This window comes from Sporosarcina sp. FA15, assembly GCF_051550195.1.
GTDB classification, from domain to species: domain Bacteria; phylum Bacillota; class Bacilli; order Bacillales_A; family Planococcaceae; genus Sporosarcina; species Sporosarcina psychrophila.
Genome location: NZ_CP188818.1, coordinates 2,530,889 through 2,550,450 on the forward strand (window position 1 = coordinate 2,530,889; position 19,562 = coordinate 2,550,450).

The window sequence follows — 19,562 nt, forward strand, 5'->3', positions numbered from 1 at the left end:
AGAAGTGGTACAGGAATACTGATTTCCTTATGCACTTCATTATAGTATAGCATCATAGTACCAAATGGATATTAAGATTGTATTACAAGTGATGGGGGTGCCGCAAATGCGAGCAGATTATTATACAGTTAAAGATTACGGTGAAAGTGAATTGATCATCCAAAAATCTAGATTTCTCACCTATGTGTCACGTGCAGAGACGGAAGATGAAGCCCTAGAGTTCATTCAAGAAATCAAGAAAAAGCATCATAATGCCAACCACAACTGTTCGGCATATATGATTGGCGAGCACGATACTATCCAAAAAGCGAATGATGATGGTGAACCAACAGGTACGGCTGGCGTGCCAATGCTCGAAGTCTTAAAAAAACAAGGGTTAAAAGATACTGTCGTCGTTGTGACGCGCTATTTTGGGGGTATCAAGCTTGGAGGCGGTGGGTTAATCCGTGCGTATGGCCGCGCGACGTCTGAGGGCATTACAGCCACGGGTACTGTCGTAAGAAAACTTCATCATCTAATGAGAGTAACAATTGATTATACATGGCTCGGAAAAGTCGAAAATGAGATAAGGCAGTCCGCTTATCCACTAAAAGAAATTTCCTATGCGGACGGCGTCAACTTATTCGTATACGTTCCAGTGACAGAAGAGAATGTTTTCACTGCTTGGATGGCCGAATTAACAAATGGTCAGGCGGAAATTGTGTCGACTTCTAGCGAATTTCTCGAGTTCGACAACTAACTAAAAAAATAGTATAATAGAAAAGGTCATGAGTATTTATGTCACAAAACCTTGTGATCCGTTATGCTATCTCTACCTTTTGACGATATTTGTCAATTATATGATCAACTATGAAAAACTTACATAGTCGATTCTGGAGGAACTAAAAAATGAAAAGAAAAGACTATAAAAAAAGAAACAAATCGTCCGGGAAACGCTTAGCCGTAAAAGTTGTGCTTCTTCTCACCTTGTCCCTATTTATTGTTGTTGCGGCATATGCTGCTTCACTTCAGAAAAAAGCAGAAAACATGGCAGTTAGTGCGTATGAAGCCGTCCCTGACCGACCAAAATCCGAAATTCGCGAAGTAAAAGTCGAGCCAGCAAACGACAATGTTTCAATTCTATTCATCGGTGTCGATGACAGTGAAGCGCGCAGCCAAGGAGATAACAACAGCCGTTCGGATGCACTTCTACTCGCTACATTGAATCCGGCGAGTAAATCTGTAAAATTGGTCAGTATTCCGCGTGATTCATACGCCTATATCCCTGAAGTCGGATATCGTGATAAAATCACCCATGCCCATGCATTTGGCGGAACACGTGCAACAATCGAAACAGTTGAAGAATTGTTTGAGATTCCTGTCGACTACTATGTGAGGATGAATTTCAATGCATTCATTGATGTTGTTGATGCAATTGACGGAATCGACGTTGAGGTTCCATACAACCGAACTGAAAAAGACGAAAATGATAAATATACGATTCATTTGAAAAAAGGTCTGCAACATCTTGACGGCAAACACGCCCTTGCGCTTGCACGGACACGTAAACTCGATACCGACGTCGAACGCGGAAAACGTCAGCAAATGATCTTACAGGCAATCATGAAAGAAGCCGCTTCAGTAAAATCAATAACGAAGTACGGTGATGTTATTGAGGCAGTTGGCGAGAACATGAAAACCGACATGACGTTTGACGAAATGAAATCGTTCTTGGAATATGTAAAAGGCGGTATGCCACAAGTCGATACACTAAGTTTGAAGGGTTACGACGACATGTCTACGGGAATTTATTACTGGAAACTTGATGAAACCTATTTAGCTGAAGTGAAGAACATATTGCAAGCACATCTCGGTCTCATCCCCGACTCATCTAGTCTGACTGACAGTGGTTCGACCATAACTGGTTCAACCGAAGAAGCTTTGGAAGATAGTTTTAATGAATGATACCAAAAGAACCAGGCTGAAAGTTAGCTGGTTCTTTTTTCTTTCCACACATAATTCTATAAAAAATGGCCATGCTACCTTAATGAAAAGGTGCATGGCCATTTTTTCTTATTGTCTAGTGTACAAACAGCTGTGTTACTTACCAATCATCCGTACAAGATTTAACAACGGTCGATAGTTTGTACCGGCAAGACCGATTACTTCAACGAACAGTTCAATCGCGATAAGCATGACTACAATAAGCAGAATTGCTCCCCATACTGTCGCTTGCGAGAACAATACAGCTGCAACCCCAAACAGAATTGCAAGCGCATAAATGACCAAGACTGTCTGCCTATGTGAAAAACCGCTACGAAGTAAGCAATGGTGTAAATGTGATTTATCCGGTGCCATAATAGGCTGTTTCGTGCGTATACGGCGAACAATTGCGAAGAACGTGTCAGAAATTGGAATACCCAATATAATAACTGGGATAATCAGTGAAACGACAGCAACGTTCTTGAATCCTAATAATGCAAGAACCGAAATCATAAAGCCCAGGAACAAGGATCCGGTGTCTCCCATAAAGATTTTTGCCGGATGGAAATTGTAAAACAAGAAGCCAAGCGAGCTTGCCGCAAGAATCGAAGCTGTTGCAACTACGAATACATTCCCCATTATCATCGCCATAACAGCAATTGTAATGAGTGCAATCGTTGAAACACCTGCTGCAAGTCCATCCAATCCATCTATAAGATTTATAGCATTTGTAATGCCGATGATCCAAATAATTGTAATTGGAATACTTAAGTAACCAAAATCAAATTCCCCAATAAACGGTAAATTAATAACTTCAATTTGTAAACCGCCCCATACGACAACGACAATAGCCGCAGCCAATTGACCAGCAAGTTTTGCTTTCGCGGTAATTTCAAGCATATCATCGAGAAAGCCCATAACAATGATGATAACAGCACCGATAAGTATTCCAACAGCGTGTTCATCTTTCGGTAGTAATACCGCATAGCCAATTAGAAAAGCACCAAATATCGCAAGACCGCCGATTCGCGGCATAACAGACGCATGGACTTTCCGGTAATTCGGCCGATCGACCGCTCCTATCCGGAATGCCAATTTAATGACGAGTGGAGTAAGTAAGATGGAAGCTAGTAGTGCAGCAGCCATTGCAAGGAATAACATGTCCTTCCTCCCTATAGTAAATCGCTAATTTATCATACCAACAGTATCATAGCATATTTAAACAAGTAAAGCACTTTACTAGAAAACTCTTTTCTAATTATCATTGTTTCCTTGTGTTTAGGTCAGTTTAGAATAATATACTTTGGATAACCTTCGCAAGGCGAATGTTCCACATCAAGATTCCCGCGTCTAGTGCTCGGATAGCCACAGATAGCGGCGTACTCAAACTGCATTCATTTGTAGCGGGTGCTTACAATTTTGTTTATCTTATCTTTCCCTTTCATTCCCCTAGCTATCCCCCCACCTTTTCTTTCCTTACATTATGTAGATTTCAGCTCAAGGTAGTCATTTTCCATTCTTTTTGGTAAAATGGGGACGGGTCCTTTAAAGGGATCGGAAAAAAGGAGCGTTCATCCAATGCTATCAATATTCAAACGTTCAAATCAGACGAACGAAAGACAACTTCGAAAGTATCGGAAGATTGTCCAACAAATAAATAAATTAGAAGCTACATACGAACCAATGTCAGACGAACAACTAACAAGTATGACTACTATATTCAAGGAGAGAATCCAATCTGGAGAAAAGATCCAATCTATTATTCCAGATGCTTTTGCTGTTGTTCGTGAAGCATCCAAGCGAATCCTTGGCATGCGTCATTTCGATGTTCAACTTATCGGCGGACTCGTTCTAACAGAAGGTAATATCGCTGAAATGCCTACAGGTGAAGGTAAAACGCTAGTCGCTTCCCTTCCATCATATGTGCGCGCACTTGAAGGAAAAGGAGTTCACGTTATTACCGTGAATGACTATCTTGCGAAGCGTGACTATGAACAAATTGGTCAAATCCATCGTTTTCTTGGCCTTACAGTTGGGTTGAATGTCCCAATGATGCAAGGTCCAGCAAAACAAGCTGCTTACAATGCGGATATTACGTACGGAGTGGGAACGGAATTCGGTTTCGACTATTTGCGTGATAATATGGCGCACCAAGTATCACAAAAAGTTCAACGTCCCTACCATTTCGCAATTATCGATGAAGTTGATAGTATTCTTGTTGATGAAGCAAAAACACCATTAATCGTTGCCGGTAAAATGCAAGCGGATGCGGATCTTCATCACATTGCGGCACGTCTCGCAAAACGCTTCAAAAAAGGGATCGATTTCGACTTTGATGATGAAACAAAAGCGACTTCCCTTACTGATATTGGAATCGAGAAAGTAGAAAAAGCATTTGGTATCGACAATTTATATGAATTGGAGCACCAAACACTTTATCATTATATGATTCAATCATTACGTGCACATGTCATCTTCGAACGTGATGTTGACTATATCGTAAAAGAAGAAAAAATTGAACTTGTCGATATGTTTACGGGTCGAATCATGGAAGGACGCACACTTTCCGATGGCTTACACCAGGCAATTGAAGCAAAAGAAGGACTACCAATCACTGAGGAAAATAAAGCACAAGCACAAATTACAATCCAAAACTACTTCCGTATGTATAAAGAACTGTGCGGAATGACTGGTACGGCTAAAACACAGGAGAAAGAATTCAATGAAGTGTATGGTATGGAAGTTGTTCAAATTCCAACAAATCGTCCGCGCGCACGTATCGATTCACCTGACCAAGTATATAAAACAATTGACCAGAAATATAAGGCGATGGCGAAAGAAGTCGCTAAGCGTCATGAAAAAGGACAACCCGTCCTTGTCGGCACAACATCCATTTTACAATCTGAAAAAGTAGTAGCGTATTTAGATGAATACAAACTTACTTATAACTTATTGAACGCTAAAAGTGTCGAACAGGAAGTAGACCTTATTTCCCTCGCAGGACAACTCGGTCAAATCACAGTCGCGACAAACATGGCTGGACGTGGAACTGATATCGTGCTCGGTGAAAAGGTTGAAGAAATTGGTGGTCTTTTCGTACTTGGAACAGAAAAGCACGAAAGCCGTCGTATTGACAACCAGCTACGGGGACGTTCCGGAAGACAAGGTGACCATGGTGAGAGTCACTTCTTCCTTTCTCTCGAAGATGATATGTTCAAGCGTTTTGCTAAAGAAGAGCTTGAGAAGTTCCTCAAAAAAGTAACAACAAATGAAGACGGTCTAGTGCAGAATCCCGAAGTAGATGAACTGACAGAACGGACACAGCGTATCGTAGAAGGTGCCCACTATTCAATGCGCGAATACAACTTAAAACTCGACGACGTCATTAACGATCAGCGTGAAGTCATCTATGGGCTTCGTAATAACGTCCTAGACCGCGAAGGTATCCTTGAACAATTAAAATCGATGCTTTCCGAGACAGTAGAATTTGTTGTTTTCGATAGTTGCCCAGATGAAGAGACTTCAAGCAATTGGGATTTCGAACGAATTGAACATACAATGAACAGCCTGTTGTTAGAACCTGTCGTAATTCCGCGGACGCTTGATAAGACGTCTGACATTCTAAAACTATATGATGCTCCACTTACTGAGTTGCTCGACTTCATCGAATCATTCTCAGACGATGAACAGATCAATCAGATGATTCCACAAGTAATGCTGTCTCATATTGATACGATGTGGGTCAAGCACTTGGAAGTTATGACACGCTTAAAAGAAGGTATCGGACTCCGTTCATATGGACAAGAGGACCCAATGCGGATTTATCAGCGTGAAGGACTCGAATTATTCGGGCGTCATTATCAAAAATTACGCCGCAACATCGCATCTGAAGTTATTAGCTTTATGAAAGTTATTACACAACAACAGGAGGTACAACAATGAAGCTTTTCTCATTTTTCAAGAAAACCGAAAAGACAGGATCAGATAGCACAATCGGTTCCGAAGAAATTATTGACGGCCTAAACGCATCGACAAATACAGATGAGGTCGAGACTACGCTATCCCTACACCCAGAATGGAATGTACCACAGGAGCAAGAGTATGTTTTCCGCTTCCATTCGAATGAGCTAGAACCACTTAAACCGAACCAAATCTCCCTTTCAGGCATTGACATCGACGTTGAACCTGCTAATGGTAGCTGGCTCGTTAAAGCGTTTTTCCGTTCTTCACTAGACCAACAGATTTCAGTTGGATCAGTCGAACTGATGCTTCTTGATGAGGAAGGTAAAACACTCGCTTCCGATGAATTCGATTTGAAAGAGCTCGGCGATATTCCGGCACGAAGCGCAAGACCTTGGGTATTCGTCTTCACAAAAGACAATATCTTTGCAGAACAGCCACCAACAGAAAACTGGAAACTTGCATTTAACGTCCAATCGATGGTGCCTCACAAACTAGAGTTGGAGCAAACATGGGAAGACGGTTTAACGGCAGAACAAAAGGATGGACTTACAAAAGTTGTCGAAGGACTTCCAAAATTGAAACCGCGTGAAGTAAATATTAGCGGATTCCAAGTAAAACAACAGGATGACGGCGGTATCGCAGCATCTGTATTTATCCGTAATGGTCACTCGAAACAAATCAATATCGAAAAGCTTCCACTAGAACTGATTGATGCATCTGGCGATCTAGTAGCTAGCGGTTCATTCGCCCTTGATCCACTTTCTGTAAAAGCAAACACTTCAAAACCGTGGACGTTCATCTATCCAAAAGAAATGATTCAAAAAGATGAGCCAGACTTATCTCGCTGGACAGTTCGCGTACCACAACAAAACGCTTAAACAAAAGCGGAAGCGCCTGTCCAGCTCCAAAAAGCGCTGGAGGGCTTACTGATAAAGGCGTCCTTTTGCCTTTATCAGCAAGACTGAAGCGACTCGAGGGGCTAGGCGCTGGAGTCTAGACGTAAACAAAAGCGCAAGCGCCTGTTTAGCCCCGAAAAGCGCTGGAGGGCTTGAAGATAAAGGCGGCACATTCAAATCAGTTACATTCTGATTCGGATGTGCCGCCCTTTTTATTGCTATGTTGAACAAAGGAATGCCTATATTTATCGGACCGCGACTGTTGATTAACCATTTATTTGCATAAAATACCGGTGGGAGGGGCTTGATAACCTCCACTTTCACTGGACTATTTTCGGCCCGCTTTCGGCTAACTATTCATGACAGATTTACTGAGAGGTCCTAGTTTGGCTAGAAGTGACTCCGTCACTTCTAGCCAAACTTTTTTCAGTAATCCTGTTGTGAATAGTTGCCTGTCGCGTTCCTACACTATTCAAGTGAAAAATGCAGTTGTTTTGGAAGAAATGAATAGATGATATTCTATGGAGAGTGTAAGCGCCCGAAGATGAAATTTCGGGCACTCTAGCACATTGTAAAATGCGTTCCTTGCTTACTTTTAGTAAAGAATATGTATCTAATTCATGTGATGTCTTATAGAAAGTGACAGTTCTTTACTAAAAAAGAAAAAACCATATAGAAAGCATCAGCCTCCAAAATTGCATCTTTGGAGGCTTTTCTCCTGGTAAGAAGCCAGCTATTCTTTCGTCTCAAAAAGCTTCATCACTTTGTGTACGTATACTTTTGGAGCGCGACGGATGAAGGACCACCATACGATTACCGAAAAAATGTGTAGGGATGCGACAAACATCTCGGTAATCGTAATAGAAGTCATTCAATCCAAAGCGATCCAAAAGCACGACTATACAAGTAGCAGCCAGGGGGTGATCAAGTTAGTAACTGGAAAATTTTAATTAATCAACAGACTTGATGTTGAACATATATAGTGAAAAACAGCACCAAGTTCCCTATTAAGGGTACTCAGTGCTGTCTGTTTTGTTTTAATTGGCTGAAGCAACTGCATTCACGCCTGAGATGCGTTTTGCACCTACGTAGCGTTCACCCCAATAATAAGGGTCATTCAACTTATCAACGCGTACACCTTTTGATGTCGATGCGTGCGCAAATTTACCATCACCTATGTATATGCCAACGTGTGAAACTCGTTTGCCTGCTGTATTGAAGAATACGAGGTCACCCGTTTCTAAATTCGCTTTACTAACAGAAGTTCCTGATGCATGCATACTAGCAGCAGTACGCGACACTTGGACATTATGTTGCTTGAATACATATGATACGTACCCCGAACAATCAAACCCACTCATCGTGTTACCACCGTAACTGTACTTGACGCCAATTAGGCTTGTTGCCGTTTTTGAAATTGCAGCAGGTTTTGACGAAGCTTCGGCTTGTCCAACGAAAGGTGCGACGAGTAGTAGAAATGACATAGCTATAATTGTAATGGACTTTTTGAATGTGAATGTAAGTTTCATCTGTTCCCCCAAAGGATTAATTTATCTGAAATAATGATCTGTTACAACCTTAACACGCTTCAAACGCCTCCTACATTACAATTGTGTAACAAGTCTATTACACTACTTGTATTAAAGGAGACTTTCGAAACATTATTGTCTTTTTATGGGGTTTATAGTTTTTTAAAACGGGAATTTAGTAAAGTAGCATCTAATTTAATGGGAGGCGTTTGAAGTGAAACACGAAGATGACATTTCAGATAATACGCAAGAGTCTTTTCTTGAAGCACAAGAAAAAGCCCATGGTTGGTTAGGTAACGAAAAAACCGATAAGAAATATTCCGCAAAAAATTATATTCATAATCCATATCTCGATCACGCAGCAGGTGATTATGAACCCCTGAAAGAAGATAGCCGTTTTCATAATTCAGAAGACCCACACCGAACGACTGGGAAATTCAACAAAGAGCGTGGTTTCTCTCAAAAAAAACGTGATGCACTAATTGCCAAAAATGGGCAGCTTGGTGATATGCAAACTATATTCAGTACATTGAATCATGATCGACACTAATCCCCTTCTTTCTATAATAACAAAAAGGTGAGTGCTACTAATCGTAGTCACTCACCTTTTTGTTTAGCTTATTAAATTTCTAAATCCGTAATGACGATGACATCTTTGTGATCAACTAATTTTGTAATCGGCCACTCAGTCGTTACATTACCTTCAAGCAACTTCTCGATAGCTGCACGTTTCTTTTCACCAAATGCTAGTAAAACAAGTTTTTTCGCACCTAATATCGAACTAATTCCCATCGATAAAGCTGTTTCAGGGATTTTTTCATCATTTTCAAAGTACTGGCTATTCACACCCAATGTCGATTCCGTCAATTGCGCTACATGTGTAACGGAATCAAAAGGAAGTCCAGGTTCGTTGAATGCGATATGGCCATTCTCCCCTACCCCAAGTAGCTGGATGTCGAGTGGGTACTCTTCTAAAAGATCTTCATAAGCGGCACACTCTTCAACCAAATCTTCAGCCATTCCATCCGGAATATTTGTTTTTCTAAATTCTTTTTTATCAAACAGATGCTCACTCATAAAATAAGCGTAGCTGTTCGGGCTTGATTCAGGTATTCCGATATACTCATCCAAATTAAAAGTGACAATATTGGAGAAATCAAGATTTGACGAAACCCATTTATCGTAAACAGGAATCATTGTACTTCCTGTTGCCAGCCCAAGTACGTTTAGACGTCCACTTTCAATTTCGTTTTTAATGATTTCGTAAACTTGTTCTGCGCCTTGTTCAGGGCTTTCAACTTTTATAAGTTTTAGATTTTTCATATAGATCAACCAACTTCCATTAAGATTTTGCTCTCGCTTTATTGTAATTTCCCTAAACAGTCTGGTCAACTTTAATCGAACTTAACATACCATCTTCTTTTCTCACATGCATCTCTAGACCTTTATTATAGGTAATTGACGGAAATATGAAGAATGCGTGAACAACTTGTGAAACCCTCCCTTATATCCTTAGGCATAGGGTTTTCCCTAATTCCCATATTAAACCTTAAGACTATGATAAAGGTATGACAGCGAATCCACTTCGCCGGAAATAGGAGGTGTAATAATGGGGAAAAGAAATTCAATGAAACATCAACCCAATACGCATGAATCTACACATAGTTTGAAAGGTACTTTCATAGCCGTCATGCTGTTGGGTGCCGTCATTCTAGTATCTTGGTTCGGGTTTTATGCACTATTTTTATCTAGATAATATTTATATCAGGAGGGTTACTTATGCATTTGCACAAATATGAAAAGATATGGCTTGTTTTCGGAATGGCTTCACTCGTCCTATTCCTACTAATTATCGGCTTCGCTGCTTTCTGGAAAGGGACGCATCCGCAGAGCCATATTGAAACAATCGATCCACAAAATGTTGAAGCACATGACGCATTCAAGCCTGAAAATCTTGGCATTCGTGAAGTAGCTGACGGCAAATATATCGTCAACATCGTTGCTTCTGCGTTCAACTATGATTTCGGTAAAGACACGGAAGGTACTGCTATTAAAACGATTCGCGTGCCAAAAGGTTCCACCGTTCTTTATCAAATCACAACAAAAGATGTTGTCCATGGCTTCCAAGTAGCTGGAACAAACGTCAACATGATGGTTGAACCTGGCCACATTAGCCGTTACGAGACTGTCATGAAAAATGCAGGCGAATTCACGATTGTCTGCAACGAATACTGCGGCATCGGTCACCACCAGATGTACGGAACAGTGGAGGTGTATGAATAATGACTAAGGTTCAATTACCGCTTTCTAAAAAAGAATCCAGATTATATATGGCATTCATGTGGGTTACCTATATCTCGCTTTTTGTCGGAGGTCTGATGGGTTTATTGCAGACTTTTGTCCGCTCTGGGAAATTCAAATTACCGTTTAATATTGATTATTATACAATCCTGACTGTTCACGGTGTCATTCTTGGACTCGTCTTAACAACCTTTTTCATTATCGGTTTCCAGTTTTCACTTATGGGGAAAACGGTTGGGATTTCGGATAAACAGTTGAAAGTCGCATGGCTGTCCTTCTGGGTAATGCTGATTGGAACCATCATGGCCGCAATTACGATTCTTGTAGGCGAAGCTTCAGTATTATACACATTCTATGCACCACTACGAGCTCACCCAGCATTTTATTTCGGTTTAGCACTCGTTATTATCGGTAGCTGGATTGCTGCATTCGTTAACTTCCGTCAGCTTTACGTATGGAAGAAAGCACATAAAGGTGAAAAATCACCATTACCTGCATTTATGGTTATTATCAATATGCTTATGTGGTTCATCGCTACAATCGGCGTAGCAACATCTGTCCTAGTGCTGTTCATCCCTTGGTCACTTGGCTATGCTGAAACAATCAATGTTTTACTAAGCCGTACGTTATTTTGGTATTTCGGACATCCACTCGTTTATTTCTGGTTACTTCCAGCTTATATGGCGTGGTATGTTGTTATTCCAAAGATCATCGGCGGAAAATTATTCAGTGATGCACTTGCTAGAATGGCTTTCATTCTATTACTAATGTTCTCGATTCCGGTCGGATTCCATCACCAGTTGACAGAACCGGGTATTGACCCTACTTGGAAATTCATTCAAGTTGTGCTGACATTCATGGTTGTTATTCCGTCATTAATGACAGCATTCTCGATTTTCGCTTCATTTGAAACAACAGGCCGACGAAAAGGCTATAAGAGCTTATTTGGTTGGTTCAAAAAGCTTCCATGGAAAGATGTACGTTTCCTAGCACCATTCATCGGTATGGCTGCATTCATTCCGGGTGGCGTGGGCGGTATCGTTAACGCATCTCACCAAATGAATGCGCTCGTCCATAATACAATTTGGATTACAGGTCACTTCCATTTAACTGCTGCAACAACAGTCGTTCTAACATTTTTCGGGATTACGTATTGGCTTGTACCGCATTTAACTGGCCGCCGACTGACTCCGAGGTTGAATAGACTCGGGATTATTCAAACATTTATTTGGACAATTGGTATGACAATTATGTCAGGTGCTATGCATATTCAAGGATTACTTGGCGGACCGCGTCGTTCAAGCTTCTCCGAATATGCAGGCGGCGAACAAGTCGCTACATGGATCAATTACCAGATTGCACAAGCTGTTGGAGGAACGATTTTGTTCATCGGTATTCTCTTGATGGTGTACATTTTCATCCAATTAACATTCTTCGCACCACGCGGCGTTCAAGAATATCCGATTGCCGTAGAGGAAGACGATGCAGAGCCTACACCTAAAATTCTTGAAAACTGGTATCTATGGGTTGGGATTACCATTGCATTGATCCTGTTCGCTTACACAATTCCAGTCATTGATATACTGAAACACTCACCTCCAGGTTCGCCGCCATTTGATTGGCTGATTGGTAGATAATTGCATTATGAAGCAGCTCTGATTTGCGGGTATTGTCCGTGAAATCTGGGCTGTTTTCATTTTGTTAGAATTGATGGGTTGGAGGGGGTTGGTTGGACACCGCCCTATTTGTTGGACACTTCGGTATGTTGGTTGCACACTTCGACAGGTTGGTTGGATACTCCGATGAATTGGTTGTACACTTCAGCGGGTTGGTTGGACACCGCCCTATTTGTTGGACACTTTAGCGGATTGGTTGCACACTACAGCGGGTTGGTTGGACACTCCGATGAATTGGTTGCACACTTCAGCGGGTTGGTTGGACACTCCACTGAATTGGTTGCACACTTCAGCGGGTTGGTTGGACACTCCACTGAATTGGTTGCACACTTCAGCGGGTTGGTTGGACACTCCACTGAATTGGTTGCACACTTCAGCGGGTTGGTTGGACACCACCCTATTTCTTGGACACTTTAGCGCTTTGGTTGCACACTTCGACAGGTTGGTTGGACACTCCGATGAATTGATTGCACACTTCAGCGGGTTGGTTGGACACCACCCTATTTCTTGGACACTTCGGTGTGTTTGTTGCACACTTCGACAGGTTGGTTGGACACTCCGATGAATTGATTGCACACTTCAGCGGGTTGGTTGAACACCGCCCTATTTGTTGCACACTTTAGCGCATTGGTTGAACACTTCCAGTAATACCATCAAGGCAATCCATAATCTACTCTGCTCCATAAAAAAAACCTCTTACCTGGTTTATTTCCCCAGGTAAGAGGCCTTTATCAATTATAAGTTATTCGCAACTCGTTCAACCGCAGCTGCTACATTAAGATGGACGTTTGGATCGAGTGGATGTGGGACAAGATCGCCCGGTTTCGTGCTGTCGACAATTGCAAGTGCAGCTGCGATTAGCATCGGATAAGTAATTTCCTTCGCATGTGCATTTAGGGCACCGCGGAAAATACCTGGGAAGCCTAAGATATTATTAACGAGACGGCCATCTGCCGCAAATGCCGCGCCCGCTGCAAGTGCGTCTTCCGGGGTAATTTCAGCGTTTGGATTGGACAAAGCCAAGATAATTTGCCCTTTTCGTATCATTTCTGGTTTGATAAGTCCTGCAACGCCCGTTGTGGCTACGATAATGTCACACGTTGCCATCAATTCTTCAAGTGAATCAATGACTGTGCCGCCATGATCAGCAAGCCTCTGACGTGCGACTTCATTACGGTCAATACCACGCATTTCCTTCACACCATATTTCATAAGCATACGGCTAATTGCTAGACCAGCTGCACCAAGACCAATTTGGCCCACAACCGCTTCCGTTAGCAAAACATCTGTCTGTTGACAAGCTGAAATTACAGATGCCAACGTGACAACTGCTGTACCATGCTGATCATCGTGCATAACTGGAATCGACAGCTCCGCTTTCAACCGCTCTTCAATTTCGAAACAGTGTGGAGATCCGATATCCTCCAACAATATTCCACCAAACCCTTGCTGAATATGTTTAATTGTTTCTACAACTTCATCTGGATCACTCGTGTTAAGCAAGATAGGAATACCACTTATCCCAGCGAATTGATCAAATAACACAGCTTTTCCTTCCATTACAGGCATTCCCGCGACAGGTCCGATATTTCCAAGACCCAGAATCGCTGTGCCATCTGTCACAATTGCGACCGTGTTTGAGATTCCAGTAAAGTATTTCGCCTGTTCCGGATCATTCTTGATAAGTTCACAGACGTTCGCAACGCCTGGTGTATAGACACGTCGCAAATCACCTAAAGAACGAATTTCCATACGGCCTTTCATATGAATCTTGCCGCCTTCATGTGCTTGCAATACATCATCCGTTATAGCGTGGACACTAATTCCGTCGCCGATTTGATTAACCGCTTCAACAATTTGCAACAAGTGCTCTTCACTTGTACATTGAATTGAAATATCACGAATCGTTGATAATGTACCTACTTTTATAGTTTGGATATCACCAATATCTCCATTTAATTGTCCGATAGCTAACGCAACTTTCGCGAAGTTGCCCGGCACTGATGGTGTTTCGATAATTAGATTACGCATAAATTGCACTTGTTCCATTGTATTACCCCCTGATTATACTTGCCAATCCTCATTTTACACGTATAGGACCAGGTCGTAAACATTTTATGACTTCGGTTATAATTAATCGCGAATTCACATATTTCACGCATAATTAAAGGAGGGTTTTCCCATAACAAAACGGTTCCAAGCCGAATTAGAAACTATTTTTTCATTATGAGTCTTTACGTTCTTCGATTGCAAATCGGCTCACAGACGTTTCCAACGCTTCAGAAAGTGTGCATAACACATTTGCCGTTCCTCTCATCGCTTCAACTTCGAACGATATCCGGTCGTTATCGCCTTCATTTCTGAATCCCCTATTTCTATATTATTATTAATTTCACTTAAAAATTGTAAATAGTGCATAGTTTGTCGAAAAAGAAGCGATTATCATAATTATAGCGCGCTTTATGTAGAATCATAGTTAAATAGAACTATTTTCCCCGAATTACTATTTGAATCATTCTCTAACCATCAAACTATTGAATTTGTTAGACAATTGCTCCTCTTTTCGGTTATAATGAAAGGTGGTGAGTTTTTCACATAATTCTTTCAAGGAGTTGCAGTTTACTTGTCTATACAGAAAAATTTCGTGATTGGGCTTATGCTCTTTGCTTTGTTCCTCGGTGCTGGTAATATTATTTTCCCACCGCTTCTTGGGCAAATGGCAGGGGATGAACTTTTCATCGCGATGATTGGATTCCTAATCACAGGAGTCGGGTTGCCTCTCATTGCAGTTCTAGCGATTGCCAATGCAGGCGGCGGATTAGAAACCATTGCAAGTCGCGTCAATCCTTATTTTGGAGTTATTTTCACGATGATTGTCTATATGGCAATTGGTCCATTTTTCGGCATTCCACGAACAGCTACTGTCTCATATGAAATTGGGGTCGTCCCATTTTTGCCTGATAGCATTTCTGGCTCAAACTGGCCACTTGCGTTGTTTACGATCGTCTTCTTTACTATTACGGTCGCTCTCGCCCTAAATCCCGCGAAACTTGTCGATCGCATAGGGAAAGTGTTGACTCCTGTCCTATTTTTAGTTATTGGGGCACTTGCTGTGAAGAGTATTTTGTCACCAATGGGAGATATCGGACAAGCCCAAGGTGAATTTGCAACCAATGCGTTTTTCCGTAGCTTTGTTGAAGGGTATTTAACGATGGATGTCATTGCGGCACTTGTATTCGGCATCGTCGTTATTAATGCGCTTAAAGCAGAAGGCGTGACAGAAAGCCGTGCTGTCATGAAAGCAATGGTTTTCGCTGGTGTTGTCGCAGCTACTGGATTAGCGCTCGTTTACATTTCACTCGGGTATATTGGAGCGACAAGCGTCGATGTTATCGGGATACAAGACAACGGAGGTGCGGTTCTCGCACTCGCATCTACCGTCTTATACGGACCATACGGAACGATGATTCTGGCAATGACAATTATTTTTGCTTGTCTGACAACATCGATTGGTCTCGTTTCAGCATGTGCACAGTATTTCGAACATGTATTTCCACGGAATTCATACAAGACATATGTCTTCATTTTCGCGGGATTCAGTGCAATTATTGCAAACGTTGGATTGACACAGCTTATTTCTATTTCAATACCGGTTTTGCTCACAATCTACCCACTCGCAATTGTTCTGATGCTTATGTCATTCATCGACAAATCGTTTGGTAGAAAGCCAATTGTCTATATCCTGGCGCTACTGGCAACTGCTTTTGTTAGTATCTTTGACGGCTTAAAAGGAGCCGGAATCGACATTAAGCCTGTCAATGATGTACTTGCCCATCTCCCACTCTATGAACAGCAGATTGGTTGGCTTGTACCAGCGATTGTCGGAGCACTTATTGGTGTGGTTCTAAGCCCCTTGTTTAAGAAACGGATTTAGTTCTCAGAAAGTTCATGCTTTTACCTCCAATTTCAGCTATACTGAATGAACATTCAGTATTATGGAGGGTTTTCCAATGACGATGAATTTTGATGACATGACAATGACAACTATTTGGCTTAAAATTGACGAGAAATTGAACGGGGAACCAGGTCCAATTAAAGGAATGACTGTGACCTATTCATTCGATTTATCTGGTGATGATGGCGGTCTATATGGCTTAACGTTAGCAGATGGCAAAGCCGTAACAATTACCGGAGATCCCGGTGAAGTTGATTGTGCGTTAACTATGAGTGTGAAAGATTTCAAGAAACTACTTGCTGGCAACTTGAATTCGACCGCTGCCTTTATGATGGGTAAACTCAAAGTTAAAGGAAATATTGGTCTTGCGTTAAAATTAGAAGGTTTATTAAAACAGTATTCGTTTTAATAGAAGAAAGCGGCTCTCATTAAATGTGGGAGTCGTTTTTTGATTCCCCATAATTAATTGAAATGAGTACGTTTGAAGCCAACTATGAGTAATACTTCCCACTTCAGATAAAGGGAGCCCATTGTCGAATTAGGTATATTGATGTAAAATGAAAGAAAATTCGAAAGAAGGTGCAACTTTTATATGAAAAAATCGAAAAGCATTGCGTGGAAACTTTCAGCACTTATTATTACGCTCTTTTTAGTATTATTTATCTCATATACAGTCGTTACAAGTACCATTTTGCATAATCAAAGTACCAACGACGCGGAGAGTTCTGCAATTGATAACACTGAACTATATGCTGCTAAAATGAGCGACCGATTTAAGAAAACGAATGACATGCTCCACACAACAAAACACATATTTGAAACACTGCAGGCACAAGGTAATTTAACTGCGGACGAAGCCATAACTGTCATAGAGAATAATTTAAAAAACAACACTGATGCTTCTGGAATGGCTGCTATATTTGAAAGCGGATCTATTCCTATTGAAGAGTCTGTTAGTAATGATTTAATAGATCCAGAGAAGCGTTTTATTCCTTATTTGTATAAGGATGGAGACAAGATTACTATGGAGGCTCTTAGCGAATATGAAACAGAGGGCGAAGGAGATTGGTACTTAATACCGAAAAAAGAAAAGCGAGCTGTCTTGACAGAACCGTACGAGTACAGTGCAGGTGGTGAAATCGTCTTAATGACCACCATTTCCGTACCGCTAATTACAAGTTCAGGTTCCTTTTTCGGTGTTCTTACAACAGATATTTCCATCGATTTTTTAAATGAACTCGTGAATACAATCAAGCCGGATGGTGGATATGCTAGCATTATTACCGATGGCGGTTACTTAACTGCCAACAGTATTAGCGAAGAGTTGAACGGGGTAAATGTGCAAGACTCTTATGATTGGAGCACAATTAAGAACACGCTTGGAAAAGGAGAAGTATCGACTTTATATGCTGATTCAAAGCAACTAAATGAAGAGGCCTTTAACTCGTTCGCCCCGATGCTGTTAGACAATATTAAAGATACATGGTCTGTACAGACGGTTGTTCCAAAGTCAAAAATACTAGAAACATATAACACAATCTTACTTCTAACAATCATTTCTGCAATTGTCATGGTTGTTTTAATGTCTGCAGCTACCTTGTGGTTCATTTTCAAACAATTAAAACCACTTGCTTATTTACGAGAGTCAATCGAAACAGCAGCAGCTGGTGACTTGACGAGAAGTATAGATGAAAAACATATCCATCCAGATGAAATTGGTGCTGTAGCTATGGCATATAACAATATGCTCCGTAAAACAAATGACGCCATTCATACAGTTTGGGATTCTTCCACTCAATTAAACAAATCTTCCAATCACGTCCACCATGTTTTCGAGGAGATTGTTGCATCTAGTCAAGAAGTATCTCTAGCAACCGATGAAATTGCACATGGGGCCTCTAAGCAGTCGGAAGATACGGAAGAAACAAGTCACCGAATTTTAGATTTGTCAGACCAAATGGACTCGCTCGCTATTCTTTCAAATAACATGAACGTATTATCAAAACAAACAGGTCAATCAACTATACAAGGAATGACAGAAGTAAAAAAACTGCGCGAACATAATGAAGCTACGAATGATATGAATGAAAAGGTACAGCAACAAATTGAAACACTGACCACTAAAATAGCGGAAATTAATCAGGTTATTGCATCGATTCACGGCATCACTGCACAAACAAATTTGCTTGCACTCAATGCTAGTATTGAAGCTGCACGTGCTGGTGAGCATGGAAAAGGCTTCGCTGTCGTAGCGGAGGAAGTACGAAAACTTGCCGAGCAGTCTCGCTTAGAAACAGATGTTATTCAACAAACGGTTCAAGAAATATTACTAGAGTCACAGCAGACTGTTTCTATTATTACAGCGAATATTCAATTGATGGAAGGCCAAAACGAATCTGTATCAAGTACAGAATCTTCCTTTACCCGCAATGCGGAACTTGCTGAACAGATGGGTGGTTCAATAGACGAGTTAGCCACTAAACTCGCCGATATGATGGAACATAAAGACCAAGCGATGTTGGCAATTCAGAGTGTCTCCGCGATTTCGGAAGAAACTGCTGCTTCAGCTGAACAAGTCAGCGCCTCAGCCGCCGCGCAACAGGGCGAGCTTGAACGCGTCGCAGAATCGACCAATCATATGAATAAAATTGCTCAAGAACTGCAAGAAGTCGTCGATCGATTTAAATTATCATAATCAAGGACCTAAATAAGATTTGCCTGCCCAGTCAAGATTGTTTGCTGGGCAGGCTTTTTTTAGAAGGTGTCTTTAACGTGACTTTCTGCTACTGCGTATGTTGAAATAAAGATTTCCCACCGAATTCGCTACGGCGCTCGGGGATGCCTTGCCCCGTGCCTGCGCTAGGTTGTTCATTATTGGGAGAAATGTAATTTTGAAATGTATATCCCGAGATTACAAGGTGATTACTATTTGATACAAATTGTATTCAAGAAAGACGCACTCTAGGTTGCAGATTCCATCACAGAAAACGAAATGCGCTTTCTCAAATAGACCACCCAGCGCAGGCGCGACTTCGTGGTAGCCGGAGCGATAAGACCGAAAGTGATCTTCTTTCTGGCTTATCGCGGGAGGCATCCACAAAGCGCCGAAGCGGTATTAGCAGGAATTCTAATTCATTCCTCATGTATTGGGACATTCGTTGATCACATTTGATCGATTTATAGCACTCTAGGTTGTAGATTTCATCCCCGAAAACGAAATACGCTTTCTCAAATAGACCATCCAGCGCAGGCGCGACTTCGTGGTAGCCGGAGCGATAAG

At 41.4% G+C, this 19,562-nt stretch carries 15 protein-coding genes; 11 read left to right on the forward strand and 4 right to left on the reverse strand.

Annotation, left to right across the window (positions count from 1 at the left end; genetic code table 11):
* Nucleotides 1-106 precede the first annotated feature (106 nt).
* Together ACP8HG_RS12160 and ACP8HG_RS12165 are read left to right on the forward strand one after the other, a co-directional pair.
* Complete coding sequence (locus tag ACP8HG_RS12160) at nucleotides 107-739, forward strand: YigZ family protein (RefSeq protein ID WP_067212114.1); 633 nt, start codon at nucleotides 107-109, stop codon at nucleotides 737-739.
* Nucleotides 740-888: 149 nt separating this feature from the next.
* Nucleotides 889-1,944, forward strand: coding sequence for an LCP family protein (locus ACP8HG_RS12165; RefSeq protein WP_354312243.1), 1,056 nt, complete (start codon nucleotides 889-891; stop codon nucleotides 1,942-1,944).
* 135 nt (nucleotides 1,945-2,079) lie between these two features.
* On the opposite strand, the gene ACP8HG_RS12170 is transcribed toward ACP8HG_RS12165, so the two are convergent.
* Complete coding sequence (locus ACP8HG_RS12170) at nucleotides 2,080-3,123, reverse strand: glycosyltransferase family 4 protein (RefSeq protein WP_067212122.1); 1,044 nt, start codon at nucleotides 3,121-3,123, stop codon at nucleotides 2,080-2,082.
* Between the two features lie 417 nt (nucleotides 3,124-3,540).
* Here ACP8HG_RS12170 and secA2 point away from each other — a divergent pair, with 417 nt between their 5' ends.
* Nucleotides 3,541-5,904, forward strand: a complete 2,364-nt coding sequence (secA2, locus tag ACP8HG_RS12175) for an accessory Sec system translocase SecA2 (protein ID WP_438296453.1) — start codon at nucleotides 3,541-3,543, stop codon at nucleotides 5,902-5,904.
* Nucleotides 5,901-6,803 carry an accessory Sec system S-layer assembly protein gene (locus tag ACP8HG_RS12180; RefSeq protein WP_067212129.1) on the forward strand — a complete coding sequence of 301 codons (903 nt, stop codon included), beginning with the start codon at nucleotides 5,901-5,903 and terminating at the stop codon, nucleotides 6,801-6,803. The genes secA2 and ACP8HG_RS12180 overlap by 4 nt, the downstream gene beginning before the upstream one ends.
* Before the next feature lie 1,055 nt (nucleotides 6,804-7,858).
* Here the strand turns inward: ACP8HG_RS12180 and ACP8HG_RS12185 are convergent.
* Nucleotides 7,859-8,350, reverse strand: a complete 492-nt coding sequence (locus tag ACP8HG_RS12185; protein ID WP_438296456.1) for a C40 family peptidase — start codon at nucleotides 8,348-8,350, stop codon at nucleotides 7,859-7,861.
* 214 nt (nucleotides 8,351-8,564) lie between these two features.
* Between ACP8HG_RS12185 and ACP8HG_RS12190 the strand changes: the two genes are divergently transcribed.
* Nucleotides 8,565-8,900, forward strand: a complete 336-nt coding sequence (locus ACP8HG_RS12190; RefSeq protein ID WP_354312237.1) for a hypothetical protein — start codon at nucleotides 8,565-8,567, stop codon at nucleotides 8,898-8,900.
* A 71-nt stretch (nucleotides 8,901-8,971) separates the two neighbouring features.
* On the opposite strand, the gene ACP8HG_RS12195 is transcribed toward ACP8HG_RS12190, so the two are convergent.
* Nucleotides 8,972-9,673, reverse strand: coding sequence for a glucosamine-6-phosphate deaminase (locus tag ACP8HG_RS12195; protein ID WP_340767210.1), 702 nt, complete (start codon nucleotides 9,671-9,673; stop codon nucleotides 8,972-8,974).
* 286 nt (nucleotides 9,674-9,959) lie between these two features.
* Here ACP8HG_RS12195 and ACP8HG_RS12200 point away from each other — a divergent pair, with 286 nt between their 5' ends.
* Genes ACP8HG_RS12200 through ACP8HG_RS12210 form a run of 3 tightly spaced genes read left to right on the forward strand, consistent with a single transcriptional unit; the run spans nucleotide 9,960 to nucleotide 12,288 of the window.
* Nucleotides 9,960-10,106: a cytochrome c oxidase subunit 2A gene (locus ACP8HG_RS12200; RefSeq protein WP_082786682.1), complete on the forward strand. Its 147-nt coding sequence runs from the start codon at nucleotides 9,960-9,962 to the stop codon at nucleotides 10,104-10,106.
* A 23-nt stretch (nucleotides 10,107-10,129) separates the two neighbouring features.
* A complete protein-coding gene (locus ACP8HG_RS12205) occupies nucleotides 10,130-10,633 on the forward strand; it encodes a cytochrome c oxidase subunit II (protein WP_067212141.1) in 504 nt (167 codons plus the stop codon).
* Nucleotides 10,633-12,288 (forward strand): b(o/a)3-type cytochrome-c oxidase subunit 1, encoded by a 1,656-nt coding sequence (locus ACP8HG_RS12210; protein WP_354312235.1) that lies wholly within the window; start codon nucleotides 10,633-10,635, stop codon nucleotides 12,286-12,288. Before ACP8HG_RS12205 ends, ACP8HG_RS12210 begins: the two co-directional genes overlap by 1 nt.
* A 774-nt stretch (nucleotides 12,289-13,062) precedes the next feature.
* Here ACP8HG_RS12210 and ACP8HG_RS12215 read toward each other — a convergent pair.
* Nucleotides 13,063-14,376 carry an NAD-dependent malic enzyme gene (locus ACP8HG_RS12215; protein ID WP_342538911.1) on the reverse strand — a complete coding sequence of 438 codons (1,314 nt, stop codon included), beginning with the start codon at nucleotides 14,374-14,376 and terminating at the stop codon, nucleotides 13,063-13,065.
* 574 nt (nucleotides 14,377-14,950) lie between these two features.
* Here ACP8HG_RS12215 and brnQ point away from each other — a divergent pair.
* From brnQ to ACP8HG_RS12230, 3 genes are all read left to right on the forward strand, one after another.
* On the forward strand, nucleotides 14,951-16,261 hold the full coding sequence (gene brnQ, locus ACP8HG_RS12220) for a branched-chain amino acid transport system II carrier protein (protein WP_438296460.1): 1,311 nt from the start codon (nucleotides 14,951-14,953) through the stop codon (nucleotides 16,259-16,261).
* A gap of 76 nt (nucleotides 16,262-16,337) precedes the next feature.
* Nucleotides 16,338-16,691 carry an SCP2 sterol-binding domain-containing protein gene (locus ACP8HG_RS12225; RefSeq protein WP_338655449.1) on the forward strand — a complete coding sequence of 118 codons (354 nt, stop codon included), beginning with the start codon at nucleotides 16,338-16,340 and terminating at the stop codon, nucleotides 16,689-16,691.
* Nucleotides 16,692-16,874: 183 nt separating this feature from the next.
* Nucleotides 16,875-18,977 carry a methyl-accepting chemotaxis protein gene (locus tag ACP8HG_RS12230; RefSeq protein ID WP_338655447.1) on the forward strand — a complete coding sequence of 701 codons (2,103 nt, stop codon included), beginning with the start codon at nucleotides 16,875-16,877 and terminating at the stop codon, nucleotides 18,975-18,977.
* Nucleotides 18,978-19,562 lie beyond the last annotated feature (585 nt).